This is a genomic window from Citrobacter portucalensis, assembly GCF_002042885.1.
Classification (GTDB): domain Bacteria; phylum Pseudomonadota; class Gammaproteobacteria; order Enterobacterales; family Enterobacteriaceae; genus Citrobacter; species Citrobacter portucalensis.
In genome coordinates, this window is sequence record NZ_MVFY01000007.1 from 1 (window position 1) to 20069 (window position 20069).

22 protein-coding genes and 3 tRNA genes are annotated in these 20069 nt (G+C 49.9%); 15 read left to right on the forward strand and 10 right to left on the reverse strand.

Translation table 11 applies throughout. From position 1 onward, the window contains the following. Window positions 1-430: 430 nt before the first annotated feature. Together yedF and yedE are read right to left on the reverse strand one after the other, a co-directional pair. Window positions 431-664: a sulfurtransferase-like selenium metabolism protein YedF gene (gene yedF, locus BZK40_RS11755; RefSeq protein WP_000790504.1), complete on the reverse strand. Its 234-nt coding sequence runs from the start codon at window positions 662-664 to the stop codon at window positions 431-433. Continuing rightward, window positions 661-1866, reverse strand: coding sequence for a selenium metabolism membrane protein YedE/FdhT (gene yedE / locus BZK40_RS11760; RefSeq protein ID WP_048235181.1), 1206 nt, complete (start codon window positions 1864-1866; stop codon window positions 661-663). Before yedE ends, yedF begins: the two co-directional genes overlap by 4 nt. 185 nt (window positions 1867-2051) lie before the next feature. Here yedE and yedD point away from each other — a divergent pair, with 185 nt between their 5' ends. Then, on the forward strand, window positions 2052-2465 hold the full coding sequence (gene yedD / locus BZK40_RS11765; RefSeq protein ID WP_079934681.1) for a lipoprotein YedD: 414 nt from the start codon (window positions 2052-2054) through the stop codon (window positions 2463-2465). Between the two features lie 40 nt (window positions 2466-2505). Here yedD and amyA read toward each other — a convergent pair whose 3' ends face one another. The 4 genes from amyA to fliD form a co-directional block, all read right to left on the reverse strand. Further along, complete coding sequence (amyA, locus tag BZK40_RS11770; RefSeq protein ID WP_048216064.1) at window positions 2506-3993, reverse strand: alpha-amylase; 1488 nt, start codon at window positions 3991-3993, stop codon at window positions 2506-2508. 68 nt (window positions 3994-4061) lie between these two features. Further along, window positions 4062-4433 (reverse strand): flagella biosynthesis regulatory protein FliT, encoded by a 372-nt coding sequence (fliT, locus tag BZK40_RS11775; protein WP_008785101.1) that lies wholly within the window; start codon window positions 4431-4433, stop codon window positions 4062-4064. Beyond that, on the reverse strand, window positions 4433-4840 hold the full coding sequence (fliS, locus tag BZK40_RS11780) for a flagellar export chaperone FliS (protein WP_048216065.1): 408 nt from the start codon (window positions 4838-4840) through the stop codon (window positions 4433-4435). The genes fliT and fliS overlap by 1 nt, the downstream gene beginning before the upstream one ends. A 15-nt stretch (window positions 4841-4855) precedes the next feature. Further along, window positions 4856-6256: a flagellar filament capping protein FliD gene (gene fliD / locus BZK40_RS11785; protein ID WP_048216066.1), complete on the reverse strand. Its 1401-nt coding sequence runs from the start codon at window positions 6254-6256 to the stop codon at window positions 4856-4858. A 255-nt stretch (window positions 6257-6511) separates the two neighbouring features. Between fliD and BZK40_RS11795 the strand changes: the two genes are divergently transcribed. The 8 genes from BZK40_RS11795 to sdiA all read left to right on the forward strand — a co-directional run bounded on the left by BZK40_RS11795 (window position 6512) and on the right by sdiA (window position 14128). Next, window positions 6512-8125, forward strand: a complete 1614-nt coding sequence (locus tag BZK40_RS11795; protein WP_071445481.1) for a flagellin N-terminal helical domain-containing protein — start codon at window positions 6512-6514, stop codon at window positions 8123-8125. A 162-nt stretch (window positions 8126-8287) separates the two neighbouring features. Next, complete coding sequence (locus BZK40_RS11800; RefSeq protein WP_003030465.1) at window positions 8288-9007, forward strand: RNA polymerase sigma factor FliA; 720 nt, start codon at window positions 8288-8290, stop codon at window positions 9005-9007. Between the two features lie 57 nt (window positions 9008-9064). Next, entirely contained in the window at window positions 9065-9616 is a 552-nt protein-coding gene (gene fliZ / locus BZK40_RS11805) for a flagella biosynthesis regulatory protein FliZ (protein WP_003030467.1), read from the forward strand. A 225-nt stretch (window positions 9617-9841) separates the two neighbouring features. Further along, a complete protein-coding gene (gene tcyJ / locus BZK40_RS11810; RefSeq protein WP_003030469.1) occupies window positions 9842-10642 on the forward strand; it encodes a cystine ABC transporter substrate-binding protein in 801 nt (266 codons plus the stop codon). 107 nt (window positions 10643-10749) lie between these two features. Then, on the forward strand, window positions 10750-11736 hold the full coding sequence (dcyD, locus tag BZK40_RS11815; RefSeq protein ID WP_079934682.1) for a D-cysteine desulfhydrase: 987 nt from the start codon (window positions 10750-10752) through the stop codon (window positions 11734-11736). Window positions 11737-11757: 21 nt separating this feature from the next. Next, entirely contained in the window at window positions 11758-12426 is a 669-nt protein-coding gene (tcyL, locus tag BZK40_RS11820; RefSeq protein ID WP_003030474.1) for a cystine ABC transporter permease, read from the forward strand. Then, a complete protein-coding gene (tcyN, locus tag BZK40_RS11825) occupies window positions 12423-13175 on the forward strand; it encodes an L-cystine ABC transporter ATP-binding protein TcyN (RefSeq protein WP_003030477.1) in 753 nt (250 codons plus the stop codon). The genes tcyL and tcyN overlap by 4 nt, the downstream gene beginning before the upstream one ends. Window positions 13176-13405: 230 nt before the next feature. Next, window positions 13406-14128, forward strand: a complete 723-nt coding sequence (sdiA, locus tag BZK40_RS11830; protein WP_008785095.1) for a quorum-sensing transcriptional regulator SdiA — start codon at window positions 13406-13408, stop codon at window positions 14126-14128. A 66-nt stretch (window positions 14129-14194) separates the two neighbouring features. On the opposite strand, the gene BZK40_RS11835 is transcribed toward sdiA, so the two are convergent. Next, on the reverse strand, window positions 14195-14419 hold the full coding sequence (locus BZK40_RS11835) for a DUF2594 family protein (protein ID WP_003030482.1): 225 nt from the start codon (window positions 14417-14419) through the stop codon (window positions 14195-14197). 19 nt (window positions 14420-14438) lie between these two features. Next, window positions 14439-14582 (reverse strand): hypothetical protein, encoded by a 144-nt coding sequence (locus BZK40_RS25015; RefSeq protein WP_418219448.1) that lies wholly within the window; start codon window positions 14580-14582, stop codon window positions 14439-14441. 296 nt (window positions 14583-14878) lie between these two features. On the opposite strand from BZK40_RS25015, the gene uvrY reads away from it, so the two are divergent. The 6 genes from uvrY to BZK40_RS11865 all read left to right on the forward strand — a co-directional run bounded on the left by uvrY (window position 14879) and on the right by BZK40_RS11865 (window position 18416). Then, on the forward strand, window positions 14879-15535 hold the full coding sequence (gene uvrY, locus BZK40_RS11840; RefSeq protein ID WP_003834023.1) for a UvrY/SirA/GacA family response regulator transcription factor: 657 nt from the start codon (window positions 14879-14881) through the stop codon (window positions 15533-15535). After that, complete coding sequence (gene uvrC / locus BZK40_RS11845) at window positions 15532-17361, forward strand: excinuclease ABC subunit UvrC (RefSeq protein ID WP_079934683.1); 1830 nt, start codon at window positions 15532-15534, stop codon at window positions 17359-17361. Before uvrY ends, uvrC begins: the two co-directional genes overlap by 4 nt. Before the next feature lie 55 nt (window positions 17362-17416). After that, the gene (gene pgsA / locus BZK40_RS11850) at window positions 17417-17965 is read left to right on the forward strand and encodes a CDP-diacylglycerol--glycerol-3-phosphate 3-phosphatidyltransferase (protein WP_003030490.1); all 549 of its coding nucleotides are present in this window, start codon (window positions 17417-17419) and stop codon (window positions 17963-17965) included. Window positions 17966-18116: 151 nt separating this feature from the next. Next, window positions 18117-18192: transfer RNA gene (locus BZK40_RS11855), tRNA-Gly, on the forward strand. A gap of 51 nt (window positions 18193-18243) precedes the next feature. Beyond that, window positions 18244-18317: transfer RNA gene (locus BZK40_RS11860), tRNA-Cys, on the forward strand. A gap of 12 nt (window positions 18318-18329) precedes the next feature. Then, window positions 18330-18416 (forward strand) — tRNA-Leu (locus BZK40_RS11865). A gap of 125 nt (window positions 18417-18541) precedes the next feature. On the opposite strand, the gene BZK40_RS11870 is transcribed toward BZK40_RS11865, so the two are convergent. Together BZK40_RS11870 and BZK40_RS11875 are read right to left on the reverse strand one after the other, a co-directional pair. Next, window positions 18542-19552 carry a tyrosine-type recombinase/integrase gene (locus BZK40_RS11870; protein WP_079934684.1) on the reverse strand — a complete coding sequence of 337 codons (1011 nt, stop codon included), beginning with the start codon at window positions 19550-19552 and terminating at the stop codon, window positions 18542-18544. Beyond that, entirely contained in the window at window positions 19552-19779 is a 228-nt protein-coding gene (locus BZK40_RS11875) for a DUF4224 domain-containing protein (protein WP_079934685.1), read from the reverse strand. Before BZK40_RS11875 ends, BZK40_RS11870 begins: the two co-directional genes overlap by 1 nt. Window positions 19780-20069 lie beyond the last annotated feature (290 nt).

Here is a 20069-nt window from a genome sequence, read left to right on the forward strand (position 1 = left end):
TAAACTATCCATTAGGTGGTCAATTCACCTTCTCATCAATCCCGCCCGCCCACCACTGCATCATCTCCATGCGCGTATCAAGGTAAGCTGCGTGGTTGTAAACAGAGCGGGTCATGCTGAGTTCGATGATCGTCAGGTGATATGAGACAAAAATGGGACGCCAAGGCTTTTATATGCCTTTCGACCAATTTCTATCTTTTACTAAGATGGGACGTGTGATGGGGCATGGATGGGGCACAACGAAGCGCTCACTCTGAGGTGAACTTAGGCGATTGATGTTTTCGACGACTCTAACCATCTGTTATCTGATGCGCTCTTGGACGATCTTTGTCGTTTATGAAAAATACATGGTCATATGATGTCGATGCAGGTGTAGGGACAACGTGCAGATAATGTTTGCCGGATAAGCGCAGTGCCATCCGGCAACCAGTTACTTCTGAATCAAATAGCGGATCGTTGGACCATCCTGCTGAATATCCAGCACCGTATAGCCGTGATTACGCGCATCCAGTGGAATATTGTTGATTGACTGCGGGCAATCGCTCACCACTTCCAGAATTTCACCTTTCTTCAATTGCGGCATCGCTTCCAGCGTGGCTACAGCAGGGTATGGACACGGTTCGCCGACCATATCGAGGCGATAATCAGGCACGATATTTTTCATACAGACTCCTTGGCAGGCGTCAGCCCTGCGCGACGGAAGAAACGTTTTTCCCAGCCGATAATCAGCATCAGCGCGGCAAACAACAGCAGATAGGTCACCAGCAGACCGCCGAGCGGACCGAAGGTGTTGAGCAGATTCACTTTGTCCCAGTTGGTGGCAAGCGCGGGAGCAAAATCATCCCAGTAGTAGGCCAGAATGGTCGAGCCAATAACGTTGCCCAGACCAACCCACCAGTAATGCACCTGGCCTTCAACGGCGCGATACATCCAGCCGGTTTCACATCCGCCCGCTAAAACGATGCCAAAGCCGAACAGCAAGCCGCCGATCACCGCATTCGGACCCGCCCACATGATTTTAGGCTCGACGCCTAGTTGCACGTAGCTAAAAATACCGATGGCGCTGACCGCCATCCCGAAGATGATCGCTTTTGCCATATGGGTGCGACCGGAAATCCACAGATCGCGGAAGGCGGAGGTGAAGCAGATTTGCGCCCGTTCAATCAGCAGACCGAACCCAACGCCGAACAGCATCGCCAGACCGAGCTTGGGTTTATCCATCGCCGTGAGTAGCGCCCAGCCGATCATGCCGATAAACACCAGCATGCCCAGGCGGAAACGGCGACGGGCCTGATCCGGTTTTTGCGTTAACGGCGAGGCGGCGGAGACTTTTTGCATTTTGACCGGAATACGAAACATTGGCAGCAGTGTAAAGCGTGCGCCAAACCAGGAGCCAATGGCCGTGGCCAGCGCAAAAAACCAGGCGTGTAGTGAGAACTGCGGAATGCCGGTGAAGAATGCGGCCAGGTTACAGCCCATTGCCAGCCGTGCGCCGAATCCGGCGATTGCCCCGCCGACTATCGCCTGCATAATGCGCACTCGACTGCGCGGCATGCGTAACTTGACGTTGTTGGCCCACAGTGCGGCAGCAAAACAGCCGCCGAACATACCGAGGATCATCATGCCGTCGATGCGGGTCAACGGAGAGCCTTCGAGATGGATCAGCTTGTAGTATCCCCACTCTTCGGCGTGCACACCAAACAGTTGCAGGATTTGACCACCCCAGCGGGTGAATTCACCGGTAACGGCCCAGAAGGTTCCCGTAATGCCGAAATAATAAGTGGAGAGAATACCCGCTGCGATGACCGCAGGGGCGGGGGCCCAAAATTTAATTAACCAGGCCTGTTTGAAGTGTTGCCATGACATGCGTTGTGCCTCTGAACTCAGAAGGTATGTAACAAGAAGTGTGGATACTACACCGTTCAGAATTTTTGACTATGAGTAATAAGAGGTAACACCGTCTGGATCAATCTTTCTCAACGCTGCCGAAAGGCTGGCGACATCAGGCCTTTAATGCCACAATCCCATTTTCTTCGCATGCAGGATGAATGATGAAAAAATTAGCAATCGTTGGTGTATTTCTGGCGCTTACCGGATGCGCCGAAGTAGAAAATTATAACGACGTGGTGAAAACGCCAGCGCCAGCCGGTCTGGAAGGATACTGGCAGTCAAAAGGTCCGCAACGCAGCCTGGTGAGTCCGGAAGCGATTGCCAGCCTGGTGATAACGAAAGAGGGCGATACACTGGATTGTCGCCAATGGCAGCGGGTCATTGCCCTGCCGGGGAAATTGACGATGATTTCCGGCGATCTCACCAACGTGACGGTGAAACGCGAGCTGTACGAGATCGAGCGTGAAGGCAATACGCTGGAATATGACGGTATGACGCTGCAACGGGTGGATCGCCCGACGCAGGAATGTGCTGACGCGTTAAAGAAAACGCCGCTGGCAACACCGCTGCCATAAGCCGTACGCCCCGGTAACCATCGGTCACCGGGGTTGAGCTTTACAACACGTCTTCAATCACCCACACGCTGACGCTCCCGCCGTTACAGAAAAACGTCGCTTCGCCGTTTTCATCGGTGACCACGCTTTCTTCACGATTTCCCAGATAGTCCCGCCAGGTTTTATTGCCATAATTCGCGCCGAGATTGATGGTCTTTTCTCCGTCATCGCCGTTAGACAACACCACCACACAGCCGGGATCCTCATCCGTACCGCTGCGGCTAAAAGCGATACAGTTAGGATGATCGAAAAAGAGCGTCTGTACCCCATGCGCGAAGCGCTGGCGTGCGAGGATCAGTTCATCAAGTTGTTCAATGATCGGCATGTCGATAGGATAGGTTTCGCCATCGCCGCCGGTGTCTTCGTAATGCGCTCCGTAGAGGTCAGGGTAAAACACCGACGGTACGCCGTTTTCGCGCAACAGGATCAGCGCATAGGCCAACGGCTTAAACCACGGCTCGACGGGGGCTTCGAGTGCCTGTAAAGGTTGTGTGTCGTGATTGGCCACCAGCGTGACGGCATGAAACGGATCGGCCTCCACCAGAGTGTCGGTGAAAATCTGGCTCATGTCGTAATCGCGGCCCTGACGGGATGCTTCGTGGAATTTCATCTGCAAAGGGGCGTCGAACAGCATGGTTTTCCCCTCCACCTGATTAATGTAGGTTTGCAGCTTATCGACTTCATGGGACCAGTATTCCGCCACAATAAACAGCGGCTTGGGTGCAACCTCCTGCACGTGCTCAATCCACTCTTTGTAAAACCATGCCGGAATATGTTTCACCGCATCTAAACGAAAACCGTCACACTGGGTTTGCTCCATTACCCAACGCGCCCAGTATTTGAGCTCCTCAGTCACCGCGTGATTGCGAAAATCAATGTTTTCGCCCATCAGATAATCAAAATTACCCAACTCATCATCGACCTGATCGTTCCAGCCTTCTCCGGTGTAATCGTTAACGATTTTAAAAATCCCGTCTTCGGTTGGATTCTCGATATGGTCAATGCCGCTGAAGCATTTAAAGTCCCAAATGAATTGCGAATACTGGCCAGCGCGGGCAGGGAAGGTATAGCGCGTCCAGCCTTCGCACTCGACAATCTCATCATCTATTTGCGTGCGATCTTCGGCGTTAACGCGCTGGACGCGGATCTTTTCTTTCTCATCAGCGCCCATTTTGTGGTTAACCACCACGTCCAGCAGTACGGCAATATCATTGTGCTTAAGCGCGTCTATCGCCGCCAGCAGCTGGTTTTTATCGCCGTATTTGGTGGCAACGGTTCCCTTTTGGTCGAATTCGCCCAAATCAAACAGATCGTAGGAGTCGTAGCCAACGGAATAGCCGCCGGACGCGCCTTTATAAGCGGGGGGCAGCCATACCATATTGATGCCGATATCATTGAGTCCGCCTGCACGTTCGGCAAGCTCGGGCCAGAGTTGACCGCCATCAGGGTAATACCAGTGGAAGTACTGCAATAACGTGGGATTTTTCATCTTCCGTGCTCCAGAAGTCGTTTGGCCGACCTCTGGAGTATGGAAGATAATTCAGACGAGACGGGAAATTATTGTGGCGAGGTGGGGGCGTCGGGTACCAGCAGCATGCCTGAAAGACGACCATAAGCGTTATTCAGCGTCTTTTGGCGTGTCGACTGGCCGATGAGGTTGCTGAGCTCATCCAGTCGCTGCTGCAACAACGTTTTGAGTAATTGTTCGTTATCCAGCGTTTGCTTAATATACCCGGCAACCAAGTCCTGAATACTTCGCGTAATGCCCGGTGGAGTTTGCTCTTCCATGACCACTTCAATACTTTGCAGATAGGTAACTTCCTGTTCCAGTAAAAGGTCCCATTCACCGCGCTGCGCCAGTTCCAGCAGCGAGTGACTGAGTAGCGCGATGCGCTGCCAACGGTTGATAAACTCCACGGCTGAGGTCATTAACGAGACTCCTGGGACGACGCTTTCGGTGAGATCTGTTTCCAGGCATCTGCAATGTTGCCGAGTAACTCTTCGACTTCTTCAATGGCCTGACAATCATTACGCAAGTTAGCTTGCAGTAAACGGCGGATCATATAGTCATACAGCGAGGACAGGTTGGTGGCGATTTCACCGCCAGTTTCCTGATCCAGGCCTGCTTTCAGACCATTGTCGATAATGTTAATGGCTTTGCTTAAGGCCTCGCCTTTGGCGACGATATCACCCTGTTGCATAAACAGGCGAGCGCGCACGAGGGCGCTGTTCGCGCCATCAAACAACATTTCAATCAGCTGATGCGGATTGGCGCTCATTACGCCACTCTCTATGCTGACCTGTGCATAGGCTTTGGTACCGCTCGCGGTATACATGCTTACCTCGTGTTATCAGGATTTATTCATCGCCGTAAATTGTTGGCTCAGATAGTTGCTGGTGTTGTTGAGCTTGCTCATCATGGTGTCCAACTGTGTGAACTGTGCCGTGTAACGCGCAACCGTATCTTCAATGCTGGCGCTGACCGACAGATACTGCTTAGTCAGTTTTTTCAGTGTGGCGTTAATACTGTCTTGCGCATTGTCGATAATACCGTCATCAGCCAAATAGCTTTTTACTTCGGTGGCAATTTTGGTGGTAATACCGGTTTCTTTTCCATCGCCAACCAGCAGTTCACGCACGGAGGCTGTATTTTCGTTCAGCGCCTTCTTAAGCTTATCATCATCAATTTTCAGCTTGCCGGTTGCGCCGTCCTGCTTAATACCAATTTCATTTAATGTTTTGAATGCGCCATCGCTTGCACCATTAGCAAATTGTGCGCGGATACCGGTTTGAATGGTGCGAACTACGCTGTCACCAAGTAGTGCACCATTACTTTTATCCTGTTCTTCTGCGCCAGGGTCAACGGCCTTGTATTTGGTCAACGTATTAAATGTATCAAGCAGAGAATTATAAGCATCCACCCAGCCTTTGATGGCTTCAGTGGCTTTCTCATTACTTTTCGTTACGGTGACACGTGCGTCAGTGACTTTTTTGGTTAGTTCCAGCGTAACACCCTGCGGAGCATCGGTTACTTTATTGCTCTGACGCTCGATATCGATACCGTTCATGGTGAGTTTAGCGTTTTGTGCTTCAACCAATTCGTCCATTTTACCAGTGCCGGCTTTACTGTCGTAGGCCAGCAGATCGTTGAGTTTGCTGTCACCATCAACCGAGATAGTCATTTTGCTATCCGTACCTTCGGCTGCAGTCAGTACAAGACGGAACTCTTTTTCATTAACTTTAACAATACTGGCTGAAATACCACTATCAGTATCGTTTATTGCTTTGCTGATATCGTCCAGTGTGGTTTTGTCTTGAGAGAGTTTGATCTCCAGCGGCTCTTTACGGCCAGGTTGTTCAATCTTAATGGTACGGCTAGCGGAACCGTTACCCAATGCATCTTTACTTGAGGATACGTTTGCTGTGCTCAAAGATTGCGCCTGAGCCAGTTGTGTGACGCTGATGGTATAAATGCCTGGTGCTGCCCCGGCCTCAGTGGATACTTTTAGATCTTCAGTGCTGCTGGTAACGGTAGTACTTCTAAATAATTCGGCTTTATTAAGTGCACTATTTGCTGTCTGGAATTTTTCCAATGAGCTTTTTAATGTGCCATAAGCTGTCAGACGAGATGTATTGTCGCTCTGTTGTTGTGTGATTGGGTTTAAGCGTTTTTTCTCAGCTATGGTCAGATTCGTTAGCAATGTATCCAGCGGCAGATTTGAACCGACGCCCAGAGAAGTAAATGAAGCCATGCCTAATTCCTTTTGATTGCAAACAGTAGTTAAGCGGGTTATCGGCAATCTGCGCGCAAAGTTTAATGATAGTTTTGTAAAAATAATGCGCAGAATAGTGGCATATAAAGAGGGTATTTCAGGGGCTAAGAAAAAAGAGAGCGGAAAGTAAAAATTTTCTAAAGTTCGAATTTAAGGTGCCGATACATGGGTTACGGTGAGAAACCGTGGGCAACAGCCCAATAACATCAAGTTGTAATTGATAAGGAAAAGATCATGGCACAAGTCATCAATACAAACAGCCTGTCGCTGTTGACCCAGAACAACCTGAACAAATCTCAGTCTTCCTTGAGCTCCGCTATCGAGCGTCTGTCTTCCGGTCTGCGTATCAACAGCGCGAAAGACGATGCTGCTGGTCAGGCGATTGCTAACCGCTTCACCTCTAACATCAAAGGCTTGACTCAGGCTTCCCGTAACGCCAACGACGGTATCTCCGTTGCTCAGACTACTGAAGGCGCACTGTCCGAAATCAACAACAACCTGCAGCGTATCCGTGAACTGTCCGTTCAGGCTACCAACGGTACCAACTCAGATTCCGACTTGAACTCTATTCAGGACGAAATTACCCAGCGTCTGAGCGAAATTGACCGCGTATCTGGTCAGACTCAGTTTAACGGTGTAAAAGTACTGGCCGCTGACCAGACCATGAAAATCCAGGTTGGTGCTAACGATGGCGAAACCATCGAAATTCAACTGGACAAAATCGACGCTAAGACTTTAGGTCTGGATAGCTTCAGTGTAGCACCGGGTAAAGTTCCGACTTCCTCATCTGTTGCACTGAAAAGCGAAGCAGCTTCGAAATTTACTGATGTAAACTCCACGAATGGTTCTGTTAATGGTGTAGCTGGAGCTGGTTTTGGTGCCGACTTTAAAGATGCTGCAAATGGTGGGATTACTGATTATTTCAAATCTGCGGTAACCACAGGTGATACTACAGATGCACTAGGTGGGACATCTGAAGTATTTAAAATTGAAGTTGATGGCCAAACTCACTTCGTAGCACAAGCTGCTGATGCTAAGACCGCAAGTTATACTCTGTTAGAGCAAGATGGATCTGGCTACAAAAAAGTTCAGGCTAAAGTTAATGGTGTTGATACTGATGTCCAGTTAGCGAACTTTGGTGGGCGTGTTACTGCATTTGCCAATGATGCAGGTAAAGCTGTTGCTGTCGATGTATCCAGTAAAACTGTTGGTAAAGCTTTGGCATTCAATGATTCTCCAATGTCAGTATATGTGGACGGGAAAAACCTTGAAGTCCGTCAAGTACTGGACAAAGATGGTAAAGCTATTGCGGATACCTATGCAGCCAAAACCGCCGATGGTAAATACCTGGCTGTCAATGTGGACAAAACAACTGGCAACACTTCTGTAATCAAAGATGCTGATGGCAAAAATGTTGAGTTTGCATTAGGCAATGATGGAAGTGCTAAAACTATCGTTCGTGATGGCGATAAAACATACGCTACTACTTTAGGCGCTTTGGGGGCGGCTCCAACTGCGGCAACTACTGACAAAACCAAAGAACTGACCGCAAGCGATTTGAAATCTATCAGTACTTCTAATCCACTGGAAAAATTGGATTCAGCGCTGGCTAAAGTTGATAAACTGCGTAGTTCCCTGGGTGCGGTACAGAACCGTTTCGATTCTGCGATCACCAACCTGGGTAACACCGTAAACAACCTGTCTTCTGCTCGTAGCCGTATCGAAGATGCTGATTACGCGACCGAAGTGTCTAACATGTCTCGTGCGCAGATCCTGCAACAGGCGGGTACTTCTGTTCTGGCACAGGCAAACCAGACCACGCAGAACGTTCTGTCTCTGCTGCGTTAATTAACGCTTATCGCGCAAACCCCGCTCCGGCGGGGTTTTTTACATTTAGCTTTACCCGTAACCCCCAAATAACCCCCCATTTCACCCACTATTCACCCGATTAAAACCCCTGCAGAAACGGATAATCATGCCGATAACTCATTTAACGCAGGGCTGTTTATCGTGAATTCACTGTATACCGCTGAAGGTGTAATGGATAAACACTCGCTGTGGCAGCGTTATGTACCGTTGGTGCGTCACGAAGCATTGCGCCTTCAGGTGCGTTTGCCGGCGAGCGTAGAACTGGATGACCTGCTACAAGCGGGCGGCATCGGGTTATTGAATGCCGTTGACCGATATGACGCTTTGCAAGGAACGGCATTTACCACTTACGCAGTGCAGCGTATTCGTGGAGCAATGCTGGACGAACTACGTAGCCGGGATTGGGTGCCGCGTAGCGTTCGGCGCAATGCTCGCGAAGTGGCACAGGCGATGGGACAACTGGAGCAGGAATTAGGGCGCAACGCGACGGAAACCGAAGTGGCGGCGCGTTTGGCTATTCCTGTGCAAGAGTATCGTCAGATGTTGCTCGATACCAATAACAGCCAACTCTTCTCTTATGACGAGTGGCGGGAAGAGCATGGCGATAGTATTGAGCTGGTGACGGAAGAACATCAGCAGGAAAACCCGTTACAACAGCTTCTTGAGGGTAACCTCCGCCAGCGCGTGATGGATGCGATCGAGGCGTTGCCGGAGCGCGAAAAGCTGGTGTTAACGCTGTACTACCAGGAAGAGCTGAATCTGAAAGAGATTGGCGCGGTACTGGAAGTCGGGGAATCACGGGTCAGCCAGTTGCACAGTCAGGCCATCAAACGTCTACGCACCAAGCTGGGTAAGCTATAGGGGTACATCATTACCCCTGAACAATGCCGCATTACGAATTGACTACCAGGAGTTCTCATGACGGTGCAGCAATCAAAAAGACGGCCTCTAAGCCGCTACCTCAAAGATTTCAAACACAGCCAGACGCATTGCGCCCATTGCTTTAAGTTGCTCGACCGGATCACGCTGGTTCGTCGCGGGCAAATTGTGAATAAAATCGCCATCGCTCGACTGGACACGTTGTTGGATGAAGCCGAGTGGGAGCAGGAGAAAAAAGAGTGGGTGGCACTGTGTCGTTTTTGCGGTGATTTGCATTGCAAAGAGCAGAGCGACTTTTTCGACATCATTGGTTTTAAACAATTTTTATTTGAGCAGACCGAAATGAGTCACGGCACGGTACGTGAATACGTTGTCCGCCTGCGTCGCCTCGGGAATCACCTGACCGAACAAAATATCTCTCATGACCTGCTGCAGGAAGGGTTCCTCGACGAAAACCTTGCCCCGTGGCTGCCGGAAACCAGCACCAACAATTACCGCATCGCCTTGCGTAAGTATGAGCAGTTCAAAGCCCATACCCATATGGGACATATGCAGAAATCCTCCTGGACAGCCAGTTCTGATATATATTAAAAACGAATAAGGTGTAACAGAGTCGTGTTTGTGGATCACGACAAACGCTCTACACTACAGTCATATACACGTCATCCTTCAAGCTGTCTCTGCGTTGGCTGCGCTCATTCACCCCAGTCACTTACTTTAGTAAGCTCCTGGGGATTCACTCGCTTGCCGCCTTGATACAACTCGAATGATTTTGTGAATAAATGATAGTCACTAATGACAATATTCGGGGTAACTATGAAATTAGCACTTCTGGGACGTCAGGCTCTGATGGGTGTAATGGCTGTTGCACTTGTCGCCGGAATGAGCGTAAAGACTTATGCAGATGAAGGTCTGTTAAATAAAGTTAAAGAGCGTGGCACGCTGCTGGTGGGCCTGGAAGGGACCTATCCCCCGTTTAGTTTTCAGGGTGACGACGGCAAGCTGACCGGTTTCGAAGTGGAGTTCGCTGAGGAACTGGCCAAGCACCTTGGGGTGAAAGCTAACCTGAAGCCGACCAAGTGGGACGGTATGCTGGCCTCTCTTGATTCCAAACGCATTGACGTGGTCATCAACCAGGTGACCATCTCTGACGAACGTAAGAAAAAATACGATTTCTCTACCCCGTATACGGTTTCTGGTATTCAGGCGCTGGTGAAGAAAGGTAATGAAGGTGTTATTAAGACTGCTGCCGATCTGAAAGGTAAAAAAGTCGGCGTTGGTCTGGGCACCAACTATGAAGAGTGGCTGCGCCAGAACGTGCAGGGCGTGGATATTCGTACCTATGATGATGACCCGACCAAATACCAGGATCTGCGTGTAGGCCGTATCGACGCCATTCTGGTTGACCGTCTGGCCGCGCTGGATCTGGTCAAGAAAACCAAGGATACGCTGGCTGTGACCGGTGAAGCATTCTCCCGCCAGGAGTCCGGCGTGGCGCTGCGCAAAGGCAATGAAGATCTACTGAAGGCGGTTGATGCGGCCATTGCTGAAATGCAGAAAGACGGTACGCTGAAAGCGCTGTCTGAAAAATGGTTTGGAGCGGATGTGACGAAATAATCGGCATCCGATGAAAAAAGGCGCCTTTAACAGCGCCTTTTTTTATTTCATTGCGCCTGAACGTGCATAATAAAAAGAACATCACAACAACGAATACCGGAGGCTGTATGCCGCTGCATAACTTAACGCGCTTTCCACGTCTGGAATTTATTGGCGCGCCAACGCCGCTCGAATATCTTCCACGCTTCTCCGACTACCTCGGGCGCGATATTTTCATCAAACGCGATGACGTCACGCCGATGGCTATGGGCGGCAATAAGCTGCGTAAGCTGGAATTCCTGGCCGCAGACGCACTTCGAGAAGGTGCTGATACGCTGATAACCGCGGGTGCCATCCAGTCTAACCATGTTCGCCAGACCGCGGCGGTTGCGGCTAAGCTTGGGCTGCACTGCGTAGCGCTGCTGGAAAATCCGATTGGCACCACTGCGGACAACTATCTCACCAATGGCAACCGTCTGCTGCTGGACCTGTTTAATACGCAAATTGAAATGTGCGATGCGCTGACCGACCCGAATGCGCAACTTCAGGAACTGGCGACGCGCATTGAAGCACAGGGCTTCCGCCCGTATGTGATCCCCGTTGGCGGTTCTAACGCCCTGGGCGCATTGGGTTATGTGGAAAGCGCGCTGGAAATTGCCCAGCAGTGTGAAGGGGCCGTTGCGCTTTCTTCTGTTGTGGTGGCATCGGGCAGCGCGGGAACGCACGCCGGGCTGGCCGTGGGCCTGGAACAACTGATGCCAGACGTCGAGCTTATCGGCGTGACCGTCTCGCGCAGCGTCGCCGATCAAAAGCCCAAAGTTGTAACGTTGCAGCAGGATATTGCCCGCGAACTGGAACTGACGGCCTCGGCGGATATCCTGTTATGGGACGATTATTTTGCGCCGGGCTACGGTACGCCAAACGAAGAAGGCATGGAGGCGGTAAAACTGCTGGCGCGCCTGGAAGGCATTTTGTTGGATCCGGTGTATACCGGTAAGGCGATGGCAGGTTTGATTGACGGTATCAGCCAGAAACGCTTCAAAGACGAAGGGCCAATCCTCTTTATTCATACCGGTGGGGCACCTGCACTGTTTGCCTACCATCCTCACGTGTAACAACCAGGTCGAAAAACGCTAATGCATGAAAGTATCCAACTGGTAATTGATTCTCTGCCGTATCTGCTCAAAGGCGCGGTTTTTACGCTGCAACTGAGTATCGGCGGGATGTTTTTTGGCCTCGTGCTGGGGTTTATCCTGGCGCTGATGCGTTTGTCGCCGCTGTTGCCTGTGCGCTGGCTGGCGCGTTTTTATATCTCTATTTTTCGCGGAACACCGCTAATTGCCCAACTGTTCATGATCTATTACGGTCTGCCGCAGTTTGGTATTGAGCTTGATCCCATCCCGGCGGCGATGATTGGCTTGTCGCTGAATACGGCGGCCTACGCTGCGGAAACCCTGCGTGCGGCAATCTCTTCCATCGATAAAGGGCAGTGGGAGGCAGGTGCCAGTATTGGTATGACGCGCTGGCAGACCATGCGCCGGGCAATCCTGCCGCAGGCTGCGCGCGTTGCGTTGCCGCCGCTGAGCAACAGCTTTATCAGTCTGGTGAAAGATACCTCTTTGGCCGCCACTATTCAGGTACCGGAACTGTTCCGTCAGGCGCAGCTGATTACCTCGCGTACGCTGGAAGTCTTTACGATGTATCTGGCGGCCTCGTTGATTTACTGGGTGATGGCGACGGTGCTTTCTGCGCTGCAAAACTATTTTGAAGAACAACTGAACCGCCAGGAGAGAGAGCCGAAATGAGTGCTATCGAAGTCAGAAACCTGGTCAAAAAATTTCATGGGCAAACGGTGCTGCATGGGATCGATCTTGACGTCAAACCTGGTGAAGTAGTAGCCATTATCGGGCCGAGCGGATCGGGCAAAACCACGCTGCTGCGTAGCATTAATTTGCTGGAGCAACCGGAGGCGGGCACCATTAAAGTGGGTGAGATTACCATTGATACCGCGCGTTCGTTGACCCAGCAGAAAGGGCTGATTCGCCAGTTACGTCAGCACGTCGGTTTTGTGTTCCAGAACTTTAATTTGTTCCCCCATCGGACGGTGCTGGAAAACATTATTGAAGGGCCGGTGATAGTCAAAGGTGAACCAAAAGCTGAAGCGACAGCTCGTGCGCGCGAGCTGCTGGCGAAAGTCGGGCTGGCGGGCAAAGAAACCAGCTATCCGCGGCGTTTATCGGGCGGACAGCAGCAGCGCGTAGCGATTGCCCGGGCACTGGCGATGCGACCTGAGGTTATTTTATTTGATGAACCTACCTCAGCGCTTGACCCTGAACTGGTTGGCGAGGTGCTGAATACCATTCGCCAGTTGGCGCAGGAAAAACGCACCATGGTAATTGTGACGCATGAAATGAGCTTCGCTCGCGATGTTGCCGATAGAGCGATATTTATGGATCAAGGACGGATAGTGGAGCAGGGACCAGCAAAATCCTTATTCACGCATCCGCAGCAGCCGCGTACCCGTCAGTTTCTTGAGAAGTTTTTGATGCAATAAATAGTGCATATAGCACTCGTCGGAATTGTTTCTGGCGAGTGCTGTTCGCATAACTATTTATAATTATTGCTTTATTATTAATGCTTGAATCTGTTACTTCCTTCCACTGTTGAGTAATACTCAAGTAATTCTTCATTTGTCCGATAATTTGCATATATAAAATACATTTATGTGTTAGCTTGTTTCATATGTTTGGATGATTATCAATCTCAGGGGCATTACCACTTAGTATGCAGGATCATGATTTCTTCACCTGGCGACGGAGCATGCTGTTACGCTTTCAGGAAATGGCGACGGCAGAGGATGTCTATACGGAATTACAACAACAGACGCAGCACTTAGAGTTCGATTTTTACGCGCTCTGTGTTCGTCATCCGGTACCTTTTACCCGACCTAAAACGTCTCTTCATACGACCTATCCCAAAGCATGGGTGGCGCATTATCAGTCCGAAAATTATTTCGCCATTGATCCGGTGCTGAAACCTGAAAACTTCAGTCAGGGGCATTTACCCTGGAACGATACTCTGTTTCGCGATGCGCAACCTTTGTGGGACGCCGCACGCAATCACGGTTTACGCAAAGGGATGACGCAATGCTTAATGTTGCCTAATCGGGCGTTGGGTTTTTTATCGGTATCGCGTGCAAGTATCCGTAACAGTCGCCTTGCGAGCGATGAAGTGGAGCTCAGGATGCAGCTTCTGGTACGGGAAAGCCTGTCTGTACTGACGCGGCTGGAAGATGACATGGTTATGGCGCCAGAAATGCGCTTTAGCAAGCGGGAAAAGGAAATATTGAAATGGACGGCGGAGGGGAAGACCTCTTCTGAGATAGCCATCATTCTGTCGATTTCTGAAAATACCGTGAACTTCCATCAGAAGAATATGCAAAAGAAATTCAATGCACCAAACAAAACGCAGATAGCCTGTTATGCCGCGGCAACCGGGCTTATCTGAGTAAATTATCGTTCTGAGTGTCAGACGCAAAACCGGCTGAGAGCATTGCTATCAGCCGGTTTCTTTTTACTGGCGGTAAGCTTGTTTAATTTGCTTAACCGTGTTGGAAAATACCGCCGCCTGTGATTGATCTTCAATCAGCGCGAGCTGTTTTTCCATTTTAAGAATCACGCGGCCTGCATCGGCTTGACCCATTGCCTGCAGCATCAGCGTTAACATGGCTTTCAGGCAGGTGACTTCGTTGGCCAGTTCCTGGTTATTCTCAGCAGTGGAAAAGTCAGGCGTACTCATTTATTTTCCTCGTTATGTTTCAATGAAAAAGTGCGATGTCAAATCTTAAGGCGGCGGAGTATACCATAAGCGAGGCTAAAAATATCTGTGGTTGTTTTTTGCGCGGACCAATGTTGTGGACATTAAAATAAACAACATGTTGCAGTGCATATATTTTCTCCACATGTTGTTTATTTCGAGTATTTTCCTCGTTAATTATTGTTACAACTTTGACTGCCTATTTTGCATTCAGCGGGGGAATATGAATTTTTTGTCACTATTCTGAAACAGCTATGCAGATATAACCGTGGCAGAAGGCTGTCAGGACTGAAAGTTTCCACTCGTCGTACAATCTAATTTCCAAAAACGAGAGCAAAATCGAAAGTCGGGCGTTTTTTACATTTCAAAGTTGAGATAAAACCCGTTAACATAGGGCCGATTAACTATCGGTAGCGTTATCCCTATTCTGGAGATATTCCTTTGATCAACGTTTTTCTTGTTGATGACCACGAACTGGTGCGCGCAGGGATACGACGCATTCTGGAAGATATAAAAGGCATAAAAGTTGTCGGCGAAGCGTGCTGCGGTGAAGATGCGGTAAAATGGTGCCGCTCAAATTCCGTTGACGTTGTGCTGATGGATATGAATATGCCCGGTATTGGCGGTCTGGAAGCAACCCGCAAAATTGCGCGTTCCACGGCAGACATTAAAGTGATCATGCTGACGGTACACACCGAAAACCCATTACCTGCAAAAGTTATGCAGGCAGGGGCCGCAGGGTATCTCAGCAAAGGCGCCGCCCCCCAGGAAGTAGTGAGTGCCATTCGTTCGGTTTTTTCCGGGCAGCGTTATATTGCCTCCGATATCGCTCAGCAAATGGCGCTCAGCCAGATTGAGCCTGAGAAAACGGAAACCCCGTTTGCCAGTTTGTCTGAACGCGAGTTGCAGATTATGCTGATGATCACCAAAGGTCAGAAGGTCAATGAGATCTCAGAGCAACTGAATCTTAGTCCTAAAACGGTGAACAGCTATCGCTATCGAATGTTCAGTAAATTAAACATTCACGGCGATGTAGAGCTGACTCACCTGGCAATTCGCCATGGCCTGTGTAATGCGGAGACATTAACAAGCCAGTGACCGAGTTTGATGCCAAAGCGTTCCTGAAAACCGTGACCAGTCAGCCCGGCGTCTATCGTATGTATGATACCGCCGGGACGGTTATCTATGTCGGGAAAGCGAAAGACCTGAAAAAAAGGCTTTCCAGCTACTTCCGTAGTAATCTTGCGTCACGCAAGACCGAAGCGCTGGTCGCGCAAATCCAGCAGATTGATGTCACGGTAACGCACACTGAAACCGAAGCGTTATTGCTTGAGCACAACTACATCAAACTGTATCAGCCGCGCTATAACGTATTGCTGCGCGATGATAAATCCTACCCTTTTATATTCCTTAGCGGTGATACGCACCCGCGTCTGGCGATGCATCGCGGGGCAAAGCATGCCAAAGGCGAGTACTTTGGACCGTTCCCGAACGGTTATGCGGTGCGTGAAACGCTGGCGCTGTTGCAGAAAATATTCCCTATCCGCCAGTGCGAAAACAGCGTTTATCGCAACCGTTCTCGACCTTGTCTGCAATATCAGATTGGCCGCTGTCTTGGTCCGTGTGTCGCGGGTCTGGTGAGTGAGGAAGAGTATGCGCAGCAGGTCGAGTATGTTCGTCTGTTCCTGTCCGGAAAAGACGATCAGGTATTAACGCAGCTGATCGCTCGCATGGAAAAGGCCAGCCAAAATCTCGAATTTGAAGAGGCTGCGCGCATTCGTGACCAAATCCAGGCCGTACGCCGCGTGACAGAAAAACAGTTTGTCTCTAATACCGGAGACGATCTGGACGTCATTGGCGTGGCGTTTGACGCCGGTATGGCCTGTGTGCACGTTCTGTTTATTCGCCAGGGTAAAGTGCTGGGCAGCCGCAGCTATTTCCCGAAAGTACCCGGTGGCACGGAACTCGGTGAGGTCGTCGAAACCTTTGTCGGGCAGTTTTATCTGCAGGGGAGCCAGATGCGTACCTTACCCGGGGAGATCCTGCTCGATTTTAATCTTAGCGATAAAACCCTGCTGGCAGACTCTCTGTCTGAACTGGCCGGCAGAAAGATTAATGTGCAGACGAAACCGCGAGGAGATCGCGCACGTTATCTAAAGCTGGCGCGGACCAACGCGGCAGTGGCGCTCACCACAAAACTTTCTCAGCAGTCGACGATTACGCAACGTCTGACGGCGCTGGCATCGGTGTTGAAGTTACCTGCGGTGAAGCGTATGGAGTGCTTCGACATCAGCCATACGATGGGTGAGCAGACGGTAGCCTCCTGCGTGGTCTTTGATGCCAATGGCCCGTTGCGCGCAGAGTATCGCCGCTACAACATTACCGGCATTACGCCGGGTGATGATTATGCGGCGATGAATCAGGTTTTGCGTCGCCGTTATGGTAAGGCGATTGAAGAAAGTAAGATTCCGGACGTCATATTGATCGACGGCGGTAAAGGTCAGTTAGGGCAGGCGAAAGCCGTTTTTGCTGAGCTGGATGTTCCCTGGGACAAACAGCACCCACTCTTGCTGGGGGTGGCAAAAGGGGCCGATCGTAAAGCAGGCCTGGAAACGCTGTTCTTTGAGCCGGAAGGTGAGGGCTTTAGCCTGCCTCCGGATTCGCCTGCATTGCACGTTATCCAGCATATCCGCGATGAATCTCACGATCATGCGATTAGCGGGCATCGTAAAAAGCGGGCGAAGGTGAAAAGCACCAGCACGCTTGAGACCATCGAAGGTGTCGGGCCAAAGCGTCGCCAGATGTTGTTGAAATATATGGGAGGTTTGCAAGGCCTTCGTAACGCAAGTATCGAAGAAATTGCAAAAGTGCCGGGTATTTCGCAAGCTCTGGCAGAAAAGATCTTCTACTCGTTGAAACATTAGGCCCTCTGTAGCAACATAGGGGTAATTTCACTGACAACAGATAGTTATCCGTCATATGCAATTTAATATCCCTACGTTGCTCACGCTGTTTCGCGTCATCCTGATCCCATTCTTTGTATTGGCTTTTTATCTGCCATTCACCTGGGCCCCCTTTGTTTGTGCGCTGATCTTCTGTATCGCAGCGGTCACTGACTGGTTTGACGGTTTTCTGGCGCGCCGCTGGAACCAAAGCACGCGTTTTGGTGCCTTCCTCGATCCGGTCGCTGATAAAGTGCTGGTGGCTATCGCGATGGTCCTGGTGACAGAGCATTACCACAGCTGGTGGGTGACGCTTCCTGCCGCAACAATGATTGCGCGTGAAATTATCATCTCTGCACTGCGTGAATGGATGGCCGAACTGGGTAAACGCAGCAGCGTAGCCGTATCCTGGATCGGTAAAGTGAAAACCACTTCGCAAATGGCTGCACTGGCCTGGCTGCTGTGGCGTCCAAATATCTGGGTAGAGTATGCTGGGATCGCACTTTTCTTCGTCGCCGCGATACTGACTTTGTGGTCAATGTTCCAGTATTTGAGCGCTGCACGTGGAGATTTGCTTGATCAGTGATCGTTTCGACGCAAATTTCAGCAAACGATCGTCAGTGGTGAAAAATATCGTTGACTCATTGCGTCAGGTAAGTAGAATGCAACGCATCGAACGGCAGCACTGATTGCCAGACGATAACAAAATCAAGTGATTAACAAAGTTACTTGGTGATGCGGGAATAGCTCAGTTGGTAGAGCACGACCTTGCCAAGGTCGGGGTCGCGAGTTCGAGTCTCGTTTCCCGCTCCAAATTTAAGACATCGGCAATAGCGGATGTCGGCTGTAAAGCAAGAAGATTTCGGCGCGTTAGCAAAGCGGTTATGTAGCGGATTGCAAATCCGTCTAGTCCGGTTCGACTCCGGAACGCGCCTCCAATTTCTTCCCGAGCCCGGATGGTGGAATCGGTAGACACAAGGGATTTAAAATCCCTCGGCGTTCGCGCTGTGTGGGTTCAAGTCCCACTCCGGGTACCATGGGAAAGAACAGAATAATCAAAGCAATAAGCAGTGTCGTGAAACCACCTACGGGTGGTTTTTTTGTTTTTGTACTCCATGTTCACCATTGTTTCGCCATTCAGCTTCGCCATAAAAAGAGGGCATTACTGCCCCCCGACGACCGGAACAACTGAAATTCTTCGATTATATCTCGCTGTTTGCGAGGCGTTTTTATGACCTGAAATTTCCTGCTTCTCACTCAGCGTACCTTCAAGATCAGAAATTCCTTTGGCTTTTAGATCATGGAAAGTGAACTGGAAATCAAGGTCTGGATATTTTTCAGCAGCAAGTTTTTTAGTCTTCATCCATTGCGCATTAAAAGCATCGCGTGTGTATCGCAGACCTGATGGCTGGTGGATGACAAAAATACTTACCATCCCGCTGTTAAGAGGAATGCTGTCAGCAAGATTAACGGCATCCTCCAGACGTTTTGTCCAGGCCTTGATCTGGCTAACTGCAGTTTTACTTTGCTGAATTAAAATCCCTTCGCTCAATATTTGACTCTTTTTGAGGTCAAGAATGTCTCCCTGGCGGGCGCAACATAGATATGCCAACTCCATTGCAACTTTTACGGGAACAGAAGCAACGCTATAAAGTGCATCATATTCCCTGTCGCTAATATAACGGGTCCGAGCCTGCTCTTTAAATTGCTTAACGCCCTGGCAAGGATTCATCTTCACCTTTCCTCTTTCGTATGCCCATCGAAACACACGGGACATAAATGCTTTCTCGCGGTTTGCCTGAACTCTGCTCTTAACACCTCGTTTATCCATGTATTTTCTGATGTGCTCGGGCTTGATGTTATCCGGCTTCATTTTCCCGAAGACAACATTTATCTTTGAACCGTATTTTCTGTAGTCTTTACGTGTTTCAGTTGCTAACTCGTGGAAATCGCCGGAATTAAAGAACTCTTCACAAAGTGCGTTGAAGTTCGTACCAACCTTTAAATCGTTTATGAAGTTTTCATAAGCTGCCCACACCTGCGATTTTGTTAGATCCGGATTGCACAACCTGACGGTACGGCCATCTGTTGTACGAAACTCATAAGCAGATTTTCCCCGGCGAACGCGGGGAGGCATCCAGTTATCCTCAGGGTTTTTGCGAGCTCTAGACATTACATATCCTTAAAATTTGGTTCTTCTTCCTCTGGATTACTCACTATCAACTTAATGCCAACCGGGTTTGATACATGATCCCATGTTGTTCCTGGTCTGCCGTCCTTACGTGGGATAAAAAATACCCCACTATCCCTCAGAGCTTTACACTGGAGGGAAGGGCGACGATAACCAGTTAATTGATAGAGGTCATCTGGAGTAAGAAAACGTTGGATTTGTCCGCTCATACATAGTTCTCCACTTAAACCGGCTGCACCCGGTTACTTCATTCTGTAAGCACACGATGAACAACCGTGGCGGGTTCCATCGTTGCAATTGCGACATAATGGACTTTCTTTCGAACTCTTCCCATTTAGCTGACGAAGTATCTCTACTGGCACCATTACCGGCATTGGTACACGAATCACCATGCTTCTGAGTTCAGCAATTTCGTTTGCCTGTTCGAACACTCGCGCCTTACAGTATTCAGCTTCAGATTTCCACCATGCCACATCCGCTTTGAGGCGACGCACACGCC

Bases quoted from the DNA above. Each gene is read 5' to 3' on its own strand.
- yedF (WP_000790504.1), bottom strand. From the start codon at position 664: ATGAAAAATATCGTGCCTGATTATCGCCTCGATATGGTCGGCGAACCG.
- yedE (WP_048235181.1), bottom strand. From the start codon at position 1,866: ATGTCATGGCAACACTTCAAACAGGCCTGGTTAATTAAATTTTGGGCC.
- yedD (WP_079934681.1), top strand. From the start codon at position 2,052: ATGAAAAAATTAGCAATCGTTGGTGTATTTCTGGCGCTTACCGGATGC.
- amyA (WP_048216064.1), bottom strand. From the start codon at position 3,993: ATGAAAAATCCCACGTTATTGCAGTACTTCCACTGGTATTACCCTGAT.
- fliT (WP_008785101.1), bottom strand. From the start codon at position 4,433: ATGACCTCAGCCGTGGAGTTTATCAACCGTTGGCAGCGCATCGCGCTA.
- fliS (WP_048216065.1), bottom strand. From the start codon at position 4,840: ATGTATACCGCGAGCGGTACCAAAGCCTATGCACAGGTCAGCATAGAG.
- fliD (WP_048216066.1), bottom strand. From the start codon at position 6,256: ATGGCTTCATTTACTTCTCTGGGCGTCGGTTCAAATCTGCCGCTGGAT.
- BZK40_RS11795 (WP_071445481.1), top strand. From the start codon at position 6,512: ATGGCACAAGTCATCAATACAAACAGCCTGTCGCTGTTGACCCAGAAC.
- fliZ (WP_003030467.1), top strand. From the start codon at position 9,065: ATGACGGTGCAGCAATCAAAAAGACGGCCTCTAAGCCGCTACCTCAAA.
- tcyJ (WP_003030469.1), top strand. From the start codon at position 9,842: ATGAAATTAGCACTTCTGGGACGTCAGGCTCTGATGGGTGTAATGGCT.
- dcyD (WP_079934682.1), top strand. From the start codon at position 10,750: ATGCCGCTGCATAACTTAACGCGCTTTCCACGTCTGGAATTTATTGGC.
- tcyL (WP_003030474.1), top strand. From the start codon at position 11,758: ATGCATGAAAGTATCCAACTGGTAATTGATTCTCTGCCGTATCTGCTC.
- tcyN (WP_003030477.1), top strand. From the start codon at position 12,423: ATGAGTGCTATCGAAGTCAGAAACCTGGTCAAAAAATTTCATGGGCAA.
- sdiA (WP_008785095.1), top strand. From the start codon at position 13,406: ATGCAGGATCATGATTTCTTCACCTGGCGACGGAGCATGCTGTTACGC.
- BZK40_RS11835 (WP_003030482.1), bottom strand. From the start codon at position 14,419: ATGAGTACGCCTGACTTTTCCACTGCTGAGAATAACCAGGAACTGGCC.
- pgsA (WP_003030490.1), top strand. From the start codon at position 17,417: ATGCAATTTAATATCCCTACGTTGCTCACGCTGTTTCGCGTCATCCTG.
- BZK40_RS11870 (WP_079934684.1), bottom strand. From the start codon at position 19,552: ATGTCTAGAGCTCGCAAAAACCCTGAGGATAACTGGATGCCTCCCCGC.
- BZK40_RS11875 (WP_079934685.1), bottom strand. From the start codon at position 19,779: ATGAGCGGACAAATCCAACGTTTTCTTACTCCAGATGACCTCTATCAA.